Source organism: Chthoniobacter sp. (genome assembly GCF_040003245.1).
In the GTDB taxonomy this organism is placed as follows: Bacteria; Verrucomicrobiota; Verrucomicrobiia; order Chthoniobacterales; family Chthoniobacteraceae; genus Chthoniobacter.
This window is the reverse complement of the sequence record NZ_JBDUCX010000210.1, coordinates 1-12,052: the sequence shown is the minus strand read 5'-3', so window position 1 is coordinate 12,052 and position 12,052 is coordinate 1. Positions and strand designations below refer to the sequence as shown.

11 protein-coding genes are annotated in these 12,052 nt (G+C 61.7%); 4 read left to right on the top strand and 7 right to left on the bottom strand.

Annotated elements, in window-relative coordinates:
• A partial coding sequence (locus ABJF10_RS23390) for a nitrite/sulfite reductase (RefSeq protein WP_348547034.1) occupies positions 1 to 772 on the bottom strand: 772 nt, incomplete at its 3' end.
• A 437-nt stretch (positions 773 to 1,209) separates the two neighbouring features.
• A complete protein-coding gene (locus tag ABJF10_RS23385) occupies positions 1,210 to 1,350 on the bottom strand; it encodes a hypothetical protein (protein ID WP_348547033.1) in 141 nt (46 codons plus the stop codon).
• Positions 1,351 to 1,605: 255 nt separating this feature from the next.
• On the opposite strand from ABJF10_RS23385, the gene ABJF10_RS23380 reads away from it, so the two are divergent.
• A complete protein-coding gene (locus tag ABJF10_RS23380) occupies positions 1,606 to 1,893 on the top strand; it encodes a hypothetical protein (RefSeq protein WP_348547032.1) in 288 nt (95 codons plus the stop codon).
• A gap of 730 nt (positions 1,894 to 2,623) precedes the next feature.
• On the opposite strand, the gene ABJF10_RS23375 is transcribed toward ABJF10_RS23380, so the two are convergent.
• Together ABJF10_RS23375 and ABJF10_RS23370 are read right to left on the bottom strand one after the other, a co-directional pair.
• Positions 2,624 to 3,028 (bottom strand): hypothetical protein, encoded by a 405-nt coding sequence (locus ABJF10_RS23375; RefSeq protein ID WP_348547031.1) that lies wholly within the window; start codon positions 3,026 to 3,028, stop codon positions 2,624 to 2,626.
• A gap of 457 nt (positions 3,029 to 3,485) precedes the next feature.
• Positions 3,486 to 5,567, bottom strand: a complete 2,082-nt coding sequence (locus tag ABJF10_RS23370) for a hypothetical protein (protein WP_348547030.1) — start codon at positions 5,565 to 5,567, stop codon at positions 3,486 to 3,488.
• A gap of 294 nt (positions 5,568 to 5,861) precedes the next feature.
• Between ABJF10_RS23370 and ABJF10_RS23365 the strand changes: the two genes are divergently transcribed.
• Positions 5,862 to 6,452, top strand: coding sequence for a hypothetical protein (locus ABJF10_RS23365; RefSeq protein ID WP_348547029.1), 591 nt, complete (start codon positions 5,862 to 5,864; stop codon positions 6,450 to 6,452).
• Here ABJF10_RS23365 and ABJF10_RS23360 read toward each other — a convergent pair.
• A complete protein-coding gene (locus ABJF10_RS23360) occupies positions 6,407 to 6,715 on the bottom strand; it encodes a hypothetical protein (RefSeq protein WP_348547028.1) in 309 nt (102 codons plus the stop codon). The two genes, ABJF10_RS23365 and ABJF10_RS23360, sit on opposite strands and share 46 nt — an antisense overlap.
• Positions 6,716 to 6,958: 243 nt before the next feature.
• Between ABJF10_RS23360 and ABJF10_RS23355 the strand changes: the two genes are divergently transcribed.
• Together ABJF10_RS23355 and ABJF10_RS23350 are read left to right on the top strand one after the other, a co-directional pair.
• Positions 6,959 to 7,375, top strand: coding sequence for a hypothetical protein (locus tag ABJF10_RS23355; RefSeq protein ID WP_348547027.1), 417 nt, complete (start codon positions 6,959 to 6,961; stop codon positions 7,373 to 7,375).
• A gap of 359 nt (positions 7,376 to 7,734) precedes the next feature.
• Positions 7,735 to 8,037, top strand: a complete 303-nt coding sequence (locus tag ABJF10_RS23350) for a hypothetical protein (protein ID WP_348547026.1) — start codon at positions 7,735 to 7,737, stop codon at positions 8,035 to 8,037.
• 46 nt (positions 8,038 to 8,083) lie between these two features.
• On the opposite strand, the gene ABJF10_RS23345 is transcribed toward ABJF10_RS23350, so the two are convergent.
• Positions 8,084 to 9,637 carry an adenylate/guanylate cyclase domain-containing protein gene (locus ABJF10_RS23345; protein WP_348547025.1) on the bottom strand — a complete coding sequence of 518 codons (1,554 nt, stop codon included), beginning with the start codon at positions 9,635 to 9,637 and terminating at the stop codon, positions 8,084 to 8,086.
• A complete protein-coding gene (locus tag ABJF10_RS23340; RefSeq protein ID WP_348547024.1) occupies positions 9,634 to 11,943 on the bottom strand; it encodes a protein kinase in 2,310 nt (769 codons plus the stop codon). Before ABJF10_RS23340 ends, ABJF10_RS23345 begins: the two co-directional genes overlap by 4 nt.
• Positions 11,944 to 12,052: the final 109 nt, after the last annotated feature.

The window sequence follows — 12,052 nt, the reverse complement described above, 5'->3', positions numbered from 1 at the left end:
TGCTCACCGCCTCGACCACCGGCCAGACCTGCTCCGGCTTCAGGAAAACGGGGAGCAGCTTGGCCAGCTTCGGCGCCGAGCTCAGCCCGCCGCCGATCTTGATGCCAAAGCCGCGCTCTTCCTGGCCATTCACGGTGCGCTTGAGGCCGAAGACGCCGTTGCAATTGATATCGGGCTGCGCGCAATGGATGCAGCAACCGCTCACGCTGATCTTGTATTTGCGCGGGAGATTGGAGAACGCGCGGTTGTTTTCCAGCGCGTGGTTCACCTCCAGCATCTGCGGGGTGGCATCGATGATCTCATTGGGATCGATGCCGGCCACGGGGCAGGCGACCACGTTGCGGGCGATATCGCCGCAAGCGCCGCTGGTGCTCAAGCCGATGCTTTGCAGCTCGGAGAAAATGGTCGGGATGTCCTCGATGCGCAGCCAGTGGAACTGGATGGTCATGCGCGTGGTGATATCGCTGAAACCGTGGCCGAAACGCTCGGAGATCTCGCAGAGCTTGGCCGCCTGAAGGGCGGTGAGCTGGCCGCCGGCGATGCGCAGGCGCATCATGAAAAAGCCCGATTCTTTCGGCTTCTGCCGGTAGACGCCGTACCACTTCATCCGGTCGAAATCGCTGGGATCGATTGAGGCGAACCCCGTCTGCGCATAGCGATAAATGTCGTGGATGACGTCGAGGCCGTCCTTATCCAGCTTCATCTTCTCCTGCGGGGTGAGGGGGATGAGGCCTTGCTTGACGGCGGCGTAGTTGGGCTGGATATCGATCATCGAGTTAAAAAGAAGGGGGGCAAATTTAGGAGGGGCGAGGGGGATGGCAAGGCATTTGTCCCCGGTATGACAGGGAAGGGAGGGCGGAAAGGCGCAAGGATGAAGGATGAAGAGGGGCGATCACGGAGCACTGGAGGATGACATGAAGCGGAATGCTGCGCCGTGTACAGGCCGTGTCTTTTCTGAATTGCACAGATGGCCGTAGAGACTGTGAAATAGATCGCGCACCCCTCGCGATGTCATCCTGAGCGAAGTCGAAGGACCCCGTCGCTCTACCAGTGGTGTCGCTGGTTGTTCGACGGGGTTCTTCGACTCCGGTACACTCCGCTCAGAATGACACGCGAAGAGAGGGTTCACTTTTAGACAAGTCACTTGCGGATGGGCTCCGGGGTAGTTCGGGAAAATTTGGAGGCACGATTAGGCACGATTGAGCGCGATTACACTGGATCGACGATGTAGGGCGCGTGTCCCCACGCGCCGGGCAAGCATTCGGTTTGCAGCGGCAACCCGGCGGGTGGGGACACCCGCCCTACACCTGCCAGCCGGACGGGTTTGTCGTTCGGAGCGGGGTGATTCATGGGTGCGATTCGGTGCGATTTGCTGGCAGCCGCCGCTGCCATCCCCTTCGGGGGCAGCCTTCGGCTGGCCTCACGCTCCGCTCGAGTCTCTGTGGTGGAGTGGCAGGAGCAAGTAATCTTGCCGTCGCGGGACCTGGCGACGCTGCAATCTTTCCCGCAGGCGCTTTCGAGCTTGCGCCGGTCACGGCAAACGCGGATTGCGTCTGGTGCCACCGAACGAGGCGACGCATTTCCATGCTTGCTCAACTGCTTTTCTTGCTCACCCGTAAAAAGCGCCGCACGGATGTGATCCAAGGGAGGTTTTCGTGCCCGCATTGCGAATCGGAGCAGCCGTGTACGCGGTTTGTGCAGTTGGGAGGGAACCAACACGAGGGCGATTTTGTGGTCTGCGCGACCTGTGGCGGCCGGCAACGCGGCGAAGACTATCGCTACAACGCCGCGACCGGTATCTTCGATCCGGTGCTGTGGGATTGCCCCTACTGCAAAGCACTCAACCCCAATAACACCTACTGGTGCCGGAGCTGTCATAAATCGCTGGTCTGAGCCGTGCGAGGCGTCGATGCGCTCAAAGGGATTGCGACCCGAGGCGGGCGGATTCATGGGTGCGATTCGGTGCGATTTTTCATGGGTGAGATCGAGTGGGATCGGGTGGGATCGAGTGGGATCGCCTCTGTAGACGGGAGCTGGGAGAGTGGCCGGAAAGCAGCGCGAACGTCGATTTGCGAGCACCCCCTCCCAGCGCAATGGAGTTGCGCCCGCAATTGCGTGCCCAAATGGAGTTTGGGCACGAGGGGATGGGTGCGATTTGGTGCGATCTCCTCTGTAAGTGGAATACCAAGAGCCAGGAGCTAAGTGTGGCTGCCAAACGTCGGATCCGGAACTGGTCGGAACTCCCTGTCGGGTGTGGGGCGCGTGTCCTCACGCGCCGGGGGAGCGTCCGTGCGCAGTGCCAGCCCGGCGGGTGGGGACACCCGCCCTCCACCGGTTGGCTGCAGCGGTGCTGGTTCCGTGAATTGAAGTCATCATCTGCATCATCTCGAACTTGCCTCCATGGCGTTTCCTTTCCTCCGTTCCCCGGCCGGTAGAAATTCCTACCCGACGCCTGCCTCATCTTTCCGACGCGGAGCCTAGCATTTCTGTTTCGAAAAGTCAAGAAAAAAAACGCGGCAGAGGCGGGTGGAGCCTGCCCTGAGACTGTCGCCGGCGAGCCAGGAGGCGCTGCTTTTAACTGCCCTTGGGCGCTTCCCAAGCGCTCCTCTTTGAGCCGCCGCTCTCAGTCCCCGATGAAGATCAGGAACTCGCCGTCTCTCTCCGCCTGCTCGCTGGCCGATAGCAGCGATTCGATGAGCGGCAGCAGGATGCCATTGTCGATGGGTCGGCGAATCTGAATGGGCTGGTGTTCTTTCGTGCGCGGATCCAAGGAGAAAGTGTCGAAGACATGTTCCCAAGCGGCGGGCAGGGCGGAAAACCGGCGCTGAGCCGCGAGCAAGTTCTCCCGCAAAAGCGCCAGATGTTCCGGCACAATGTCGCCGCCGTCGTCCTGGTCGATGTCAAAAGTGCCCGCCGGGCCCCGCAGGAAATCCGCGAGCACCTCAAAGTAGTAATAGTTGTGAAAGTCCGCCACTGGACGGGAGGTCTTCCCCAGCCACCCCGGGTGCTTCGATTTAAAGACGGCCATGGACATGGAACAATAGAGATAAACGTTCAGCTTTTGGCCACAAGGAGAAGAGGAAAACGCTGTGGAAGCGGCGGAGCTTGCCTGAGCTTGTCGAATGGGTCTCAGCTCGCCAGTCGCCCGCTCTCCTTGTCCCGCCCACGCCACGCAACGCAGTTGCGACCGGAGAGGTGCGTCACCCAAGCCTCACTTTGATAGCGAGGTTCAAAAACGATGTCGAGGCGGCGGAACCTGCCCAGCCAGCAGTGATTTGATTACGGGCACGACCACGATGAGGGCCACTCACCCCCCCCTCGGTCCGGGCGGAGTTGCTCTGAATCCTCTCCTGGCGGAGGGATTACTTGATCATTTCATGCGGTCCCGCCAGGCAGACAGCGGTCCACGCCGAAAGCAGAAGGAAGACGATGGTGAATAAAGTTTTCACAGTTACAATTAAAGACGCCTAGGGGCGGATGTCTATTCAATTTTTCGTCAAGTCAAGCAGCATATTCTGCGTCGCGTTTCTCGCCTGGGCATCCTCGTTTTTCCCGGCCGCGGGTTCCGGGAGATGAAGGTGTTGCTGGCAAGCGGCGACCGCTTTTTGCTGCAGATCCTTCAGCTCTTTCCAAACCTTGTCCTCCGGGGCGGGCGGGGCTTTTTTCACTTCCTCGCCTTTGGTTTTCCACAAGACAAAACGAGCGTGGGCCAGCGTTTCGCAAAGGAACGGGGACTGTTCCTCGGGAGGCACTGCATGGAGCTGATCCGTCAGCGCTTGGATTCTCGAAACAGCCACTGGAACTGTCGAATAGTACCCTCGCGCATTGTTCACGGAAGCATTCTCCACGGCGGCGCGGTCGTGGGTGGCGCACCAGAGCAGCATCTCCTGGATGAGTTGCCGGGGATGATTCACGCTTTTCTTGAGTGTGGTGGGCTCGGTCAGGTTGAGGTGCCGCTGGCAGGCATCGATCACTTTTTTCCGCAACGCGGCTTCTCGATCCTGCCATGGCTCAGTCCCGGGATCGGAAAGTTGTGGGTCGCGCGCGACTTTAGCCGCTTCCGCGCCGGCGGTTTTCCATAACACAAAATAAGTGTGGGCCAACGTGTCGCAGAGGTCCGGGGATCGCGCCGCCGCCGGCCGGGGGTCGAGTTCATCCGCCTGCTCCAGGATTTGGGCGAAAGCTTCCGGTAGCGATCCATAAAACGCTGCGGCGTTCGAGAGTGAACCGATTTCCGCCATTTTGTCATCATGCGTCGCGCACCAGAGAAAATCGTTGGCCGCGGAAACGAAGGCTGGGTTGGCATCGCGCGCTTTCTGTAAGAATCTGAGGCCGTCCTGCGCTTCGCCATCGGCCCAGTGGAGCAAGCCGACCGTCCGAAAATTGGACGCCCGCGGAAAAGCTTCCGCGTGTTTTTCCAGGAGCTGAATCTTCTCTTTTACCTGCTTTCTTTTTTCTTCCCGGGCCGGCGCATCCTTTTCGTCTTTGATGGCCTCTTTCAGTTGCGAGATATCCCACCCCAAAATGAGGCGGTTGACATCCGGGTGGGTCGACCAAACATCTTTCCCCAAGACCCGCAGGCCCTCGACTTCTGTGGCCGTCTCAGCCTCAGAGCTCCGGCTATAATCGCCATTGCCGATGTAAACCGACCCGAGGGTGAAGACGTAGTGCAGCAGCGAATAAGAGTCCGGAAATTTACGATCATAACGTTTGGCTCGCCGAAACTGATCTTTAGCCGCCTCGAGATTACTTTGGGAAAGATCCAGAATTCCCAGGACGATGGCTTGCAGGGCCTCGCGACGTTCCTCCGGTAGTTCATTGCGCCCCAGTTGCTCCGCATAGAGATTGAGGAGCACTTCGATCCGATCCAGCAAATCCTCGGCGTCGAGCGGCTTCAGTTGACCGTTCCAGCGCGACCCCGTGCCGTAAGCAAGGCGGGCCACTTCGGTCTTCGCGGCGCCGAGCTGGGCTTCCACGGTGGAAGCGGTCTGTTCGCTGATGCCCGTCTGGAGTTGCCGTTTCATCGTGGCCACCGCGGTCCGGAGCATGGTGTCCTTCAACCCTTCATCACTGGCCTGCTGTTTGGCAAAATCTTCGCCGCGTTTGACCTCCTTATCGACCACCACTTCCGCACGTTTGACCTCCTGCTGGACGACATCTTCCGCGACGGACATTCTTTCTTTGATCTGCGTTCCCGCAAAAGCGATGAATCCTCCGATAATGATCACACTGATCGTCCCATAGACCGCGGTGCGCGTGGTGCGGGTTTTTTCCAGCTTCTCCAGAAACTCGCGGTGATTGTCCGCTTCCTTCCAAAAGAATTCCTTCACCTCTTTTTCCATCGCCGTCTGCTGCCCTTTCATCTCGTATTCCGTCTGCTCGCGGTGGATGCGGGCTTTCGCTGCTTCCGCGTCGAGATCGAGCTTGAACCGGTCCTTCAGATTCTCGACCTGCTCGCGATGCTCACGCGCTTTGGCCATCTCGGTTTCGAGATCCAACTTGAATTGGTTCTTCAAAATCTCCAGCTGCGAACGCAGATTCTCAAGTGGATCGGGCTCGGTTGGCATTGAGGGGATCTTTCCGGGTCGTTTTCGGCGCGCCTTTCCTAGGAAGGCGCGAGATGGCCATTTTTCCCAGCATTAGTCAAGCTTTCATTGGGGTACTGTGGTAAGGCGAGCAAACCGGAACAGTTGGTGCGCCCGCCTGGAAGGCGGAACCGCGGCCACAGAGTGGCCGTGACCTCGCCCTCCGCGACACCTCACTTTGGTAACGAGAGGCGAAAGATCGTCTGGCCTCGCCGTCGGGCGGAATCGTAGCTTTTTCCGGCCACCACCGCCCAGACTGCCCCACTTGATCCGTTTATGAAAACCACCCGTCTCTTGCTCCTCGCGCTGCCCTTGATTTTCAGCGCGGCTACGCTGCGGCATCAGGCATTCGGTCCGGTGAAATTCGGCATGAGCCGGGTGGACGCCCATGACCTGCTCGTGCGCCTCTCCCTCGATAAGAAACGGCTGCTCAATGCCTCCGACGTGCGCAACCATTTGGTGATCAACGGCACGAAAAGGCCCGGCAAACTGGTGTCGTCCGATGCCCGGATTTCCGTTGATGTGCGTCTGCGACCCGACGTGCCGGTGTCCGAGATCCGGGTCACCAGCATGGCCCGGCCGCCGGCGGATTACGCCACCACGGTGAAAGACGCGTGGCAGGATTTTCAAGACATCGGCGACAGCAAATTTACCCGCGTCGTGAAACCGGGCGCGTTCCCGGCGGAGGAGGATGTCCCCGAGGGCGAAGACGGCACGGTGACCGACACCTGGGCGACGGAAGGCATCCGTATCGAACTGCTCGTGTGTCAGGCCGTGCGCAAGCCCGATCCCACCGCGCCGCAGGCCTACTCCGGCGTTGTCTACTGGGCCGTCTTGCGTGCCACCGAGCTTCCCTCGCCGAAATAGCCGGGGTCCACGCAGACCGAGGAGAAGGTCTCGGCATACTCCGTAAGACAGTCCTGCTCGAAGCGCGTCCTGGCGAATTGGCCGCGATAATGGTAGCGCGCCTCGTCGTAGATGAGCCCGTTCCAGCCGGGATATTTCCAGGAAGACGTGCCGATGGTGAGCCCGTGCGCCGCGAGCTGCGCGAGGAGCTGCCGGTAGGTCGCCAGGTCGTATTCCCCGATCTTGGGACTCGGCTCGGGAGTGGAGAAAAGGTCGTCGGACATTGTAGTCGCGAGTCAGCATAATCTTTCCAACTCAACCGTCGAGCAGGGGAGTCAATGTTGGGGGAGAACATCCGGATGTGGATCCCACACCGAGCTTTTGATGAGGGCGTCAAGCGTCAAGAGTTGCCCCCGCTTCCCTCGTTTCCGTTTCCCCGTTGACGGGCGCCGCGCTGCGGGCGGATTCTCGCTGACACACATTTCATCTTTCGCCGCAATGAGCGGCGCGACTACTGGACACACGCGATGCAACTCAAACATAGAGACGTACAATTCGGACTAATGGTTGCCGAATATCGGAAAATGTTTTTCGGATTTACGAAGTGGATGTTGCTTGGGTCATCCAGTGTCGTTGGATTGCTGTACGTCGCGAGCTTGCTGCTTCCCAAGCCCATGAGTGGGGCAGCAATGATGTTCGTGTTCTTGCTTGGCTGGCTACCCGCCCTGATCTTGTTCGCGCCTTTTCTGTGCCGAGTGCTCCTGCCGATCGTGACCGGGATATTGGAGATCGTGCGCATAATCCTTCATGGAATTCAGTTCATGGTGCCCGAAATGATCGCCGAGATGATCGAGAACAGTTTTTTCTACGAGGACATAAAATCTGACCCGGCTCCCAAGCCCCCCAGAGCGCACGTGTCCAGCACTGTTGACGATGAGTGGTAGCGCATGCGAACGCTGACCTTATGCCAAAGCCAAAGCCGATCCGAATTCTGATGGACTTTGATTCCTCGTTGGCCTTGGCGAAAGTCAAACCGCCGGAGGAAAGAAGAACGGAAAAACGCGAGAAGTCCGGAAAATAGAGTGCGTGGATGCGTTTTCGGACATTCTGCGACACGTTTTGATCGCGTGTGCTGCTGGGGTCGGAGGAGTAATAATCACTATCGCCCTATTTGAGCAGTGCGAATACTTGGAACGCCAAGGGCGCAGCAGGGATGATGCACAGGCGCGCATTACGATTGGAATGTTCTTTGTTTGCACTATCGCCTTCCTGATTTTCAGGGGCAGAATTCGATAGACCATTGATGGGCGGTACGCAACGCTGCGGGATGCCTCCGGAGTATTGGTATCACACGCGCTGGAAGCTGGCCGATTTACAGGACGCCTCCATTGATTTTTCGATCAAAGACGCGGCAGGAATAATGGAGGGAGAAGGTATTCTCTCGGTAGATGAAGTGGGAGATGGAAGAATGCGCGTCCGCATCATCGCCACCAACACGCTTGATCGAACTCAGCGCGGACCGATCATTCTTTTGACGGAGCAGCGGGCAAATGCGATTGAGCCGCATCCCGATCGTCTACATTGGAAATACCGCCTGCGGGAGTGAACCAGATGCATTGCACGACCGCTTCAATTTGGGCGGAGACAACCGCTTAAACGGATGGGGGATCGGTGAACAGCAAGTAGCTGGTCGTCAGTCCCTGGCCGGGGATTTCGAGCTCGTGGGGTTCGAAGCGGTGGCGGTCGCGGAGGATGGTCTCGGTGGCGGGGGAGACTTGGATGCGGTCGGGGGGGGCGGTGGTGGCGAGGTGGGTGGCGAAGTGGACGGTGTCGCCCCAGAGGTCGTAGCTGAATTTGTGGAGGCCGATGAGGCCGGCGATGACGGGGCCGGTGTGGATGCCGATGCGGAGGTGCAGCGGGCGCTGGCGGGTGGCGGCGAGGGTGGCGATGGCGCGTTGCAGGGCGAGGGCGAGGTCGACGACGGTGTAGGCGTGGTCGGGTTGCGGGGGGAAGAGGCCGCAGGCGGCGAGGTAGGTGTGGCCGTGGGTTTTGATTTTCTCCACTTCCCATTGCTGGGCCAGGGGGTCGAAGGTGGTGAAGATGTCGTTGAGGAGGGCGACCATTTCGGTGGCGGCAGCGGCTGGTGTGGTGCTGGCGGCGTCGGTGGGCGGGAAGGGGAGGACCTGGACGGCGAGCAGGGTGACGTCGGGCAGGGCGTCGACGATGACGTCTTCGCCCTGGCGCAGGCGGGCGGCGACGGGTTTTGGCAGGATGTTGAGGAGCAGGCGCTCGGAAAGGATCCGCTCTTCCTCGAGCTGGCGGAGGTACTTTTGCTCCTGTTGCCGCCAGCGGTGGCGTTCCAGGCAGACGCCGATGCGCACGTTGAGCAGGACGGGCTCGAAGGGCTTGGTGATGTAATCGTCGGCGCCGATGACGAGGCAGCGGACGACGTGCTCGATTTCGCTCATCGCGGAGATCATGATGACGGGCGTGTCCTGGAGCTTGGGGTCGGCCTTGAGCCACTGGAGCATCTCGTAACCGCTCATGCCGGGCATGATGACGTCGAGGATCACGAGGTCGAAGGTGTCGGCGCGCAGCCGTTCCATGGCGGAGGGGCCGCTGCCGGCGTGGACGACGCGGTAGCCCTGGCGCTGGAGCTCGCGGCCGAGATGGTTGCGGCTTTGCACGTTGTCATCGACCACGAGGAGCGTGCCGGCGGCGGGCGGTTCCTCCGTCGCGGTGCTGGCGGAAGAGGCGGGCAGCCGGCTGGGGGCGGTGGGGGCGGCGGGAGTGGGCGCGGCGGGGGGCGGTGCCTTGGACACGTCGACCAGTTGGCGGCAGTCGGCGCGCATCGCTTCCAGGTCGGGCAGGAAGCCGCGCTGCTCGAGTTCGTCGGCGCGCTCCTGGAGCATCTCGATGTAGCCGACGGTGTGGTTGAGCGAGCCGCGGACTTCGAAACGGAGACGGGCGAAGTCGATGTCGTCGATGGTCGCGGCCCAGGGGCCCACGAGTTCGTCGACGATCTCGAGCAGGTGTTTGCCCGCGCTTTGGATTTTGTAGAGTTCCGGGAGGAAGACTTCCTGGCCGAGGTCCTCGGCGTGCAGTTGCAATTTCTGGGCGTGGTCGAGGAGGCGCGCGGTGGGCGTGCGCAGGTGGTCGCGCAGCGTGGCGAGCCGGTCGGGAGCGAGGGTGGCGGAGTCGCTCATGCGGGCTTGGTTTTCTGCAATTGGCCTTCGATCTTTTGCAGCAGGCGGGCCAGCTCCAGCGGCTTGGGCTCGAAGTCGTCGCAGCCGGCTTCGCGCGCTTTGACTTCGTCGTCCAGCATGGCGTAGGCGGTGAGGGCGATGATCGGCAGGTCGCGCATCTCGGGCATGGACTTGAGCTGCCGCGTGACCTGCCAGCCGCTGATCAGGGGCAGGTTCATGTCCATGAGGATCAAGTCAGGGCGCTCCAGTTGCGCCATCTGGAGGCCTTCCACGCCATCGATGGCGAGGACGACTTCGAATTGCCGCCGTTGCAAGCGGCGCGAGAGCATGTCGCGGCTCAATTCGTTGTCCTCGACGATGAGGATCTTCGGCTTGAGGCGCGGCTCGCGGCGGGCGGGCGCGACCGGCGTGGCGAAGGGGACGGTGAGGATCTTGGCGCAGGTCGGGCACTCGAGATCGGCGCCGCGGGCATCGGCGTCGATGACCAGCCACTGCGCGCAATTGCTGCATTGAAAACGGATGTCTTCGCCGACGGTGCCCTGCGGGAGCACTTCGCGCGTGCCCTCGGTTTTTTGCAGCGCGTCGTAGAAGCTGCGGGCGGTGGTGAAAGTCTCCGGGCTGGCCAGGCCGCGCCGGAGGATTTCGTTGCCCTCCTCGGAGACGGCGGCGAGCGGGCCGCGGCGGTCGCCGACGGTGCCGGTGCCGCCGAGGAGTTCGTAGGTGAGCGCGGTGAGGTCGCGCAGATATTTGTCGTGGATATTCTCCACGGGCGCGGGACCGGAGAGGACGCCGCCGACCACCGTGCGATCGCCGCCCCAGGTTTCGTCGGGCATGGCACCGCGGACGCCGGCGAGCGGTTGCAAGCGCACGTGGAAGGTCGGCCAATCGGTCACGGGCCGGCGGAGGAGCATGGTCTCGGAGGGGACGGCTTCGGTGTCGGGGAAGTGGACGAGCGTTTCGCCGAGCGAGAGAGAGACCAGCTTGAGCCCGGTGCGGAGCGCGTAATCGAGGCCGATGGCGACGTGCTTGATGAGCGGGAGCGCTTCGCGGGTGTCGAGCTTGCGGCGGTTGCGCAGGAGGTCGAGGAGGGAGAAGCCGTTCGTCCACTCCATGAGGAGGAGGTGGGCGGGAGCGGCGCGTTCGGCGAGCTCGAGGCCGTAGACGCGGAGCAAATTGGGGTGTTCGAGCGGGACGGCCTGGGCGACTTCATCCTGGAGCTGGGCGTAGACGGCGGTGTCCTCGACGAGGTAGCGGTGGAGGATGATGAGGCGCGCGGCGCGGAAGAGTTCGGCGTCTTCCACCTGGAAGGCGCGGCCGAGGCGTTCGTCGGCGAGTTCGCCCACGATGCGGTAGCGGCCCTGGAGGATCACGCCGGTGCGATAGGCGGTGGAGTATTTCTCCGGGCGGATCTCTTTCCCGGGAGCGGGCGCCGCCGAGGCGGCGAGGCCCGAGCCGACGAGGTCTTGGGAAATCTGCTCGAGCATCTTGCGCAGGGCCGCGGCGGACGGGGGACGCTCGTCGGGATTCTTGGAAAGCATCTTGCGGAGCAGCACGACCATCTGCGGGGGAGTGTGGCGGAGCGAGGCGAAGGGGGGCTCCATGTTGAGCTGCTGGCTCATGACCTGGGCGAGGGGGCCGCCGAAGGGGACGCGGCCGGTGAGCATGAACCACATCGACACGCCGAGGGAATAGATGTCCGAGCGGCCGTCGAGTTCGCGCTCCTGCATTTGCTCCGGGCTGGCGAAGTGCGGCGTGCCCATGAAGCCGTGGACGGATTCCGACGAGTCCGGGGCGGGGGTGGCGCCGGCTTTGGCGAGGCCGAAGTCGATGACCTTGACGATCATCTCGTCGTCCTCGCGGACGAGCATGAGATTGGCGGGTTTGATGTCGCGATGGACGAGGTGGTGCTCCTGGGCGGCGTTCAGGGCGCGCGCGACCTGGGTGGCGAGGCGCAGGGTTTCGGCGGTGGAGAAGGGGCCTTCGCGCTGGACGCGGGACTCGATGGTTTCGCCATCGAGCAATTCCATGGCGTAGAAGTAGACGTCCTTATCGATGCCCAGATGGAAGACGGAGGCGACGTGCCGGTGGCGCAGGCGGGCGGCGGCGCGCGCTTCGCGGACGAGGCGCTGGCCGGCGGCGGGGGTGCGCAGTTGCTCGGTGTTGATGACCTTGAGCGCCACGGGGCATTCCAGGCTGGTGTCCCACGCCCGGTAGGTGATGCCCATCGCTCCGCGGCCGAGTTCGACCGGCGAGCCATCGCCGCGGGTCGTGATCTCGTAGTGGCCGAAGGACGCTTTTTCAGGCATGGCGGAAGGGGTCATTGGCGAAGTGGCGCTTTTGGGTAAAGGAAAATTGTTGGAACGGGAGGGGTTGGACGCGATGCGATCGGGTTCGCAGGTGTAGGGCGCGTGTCCC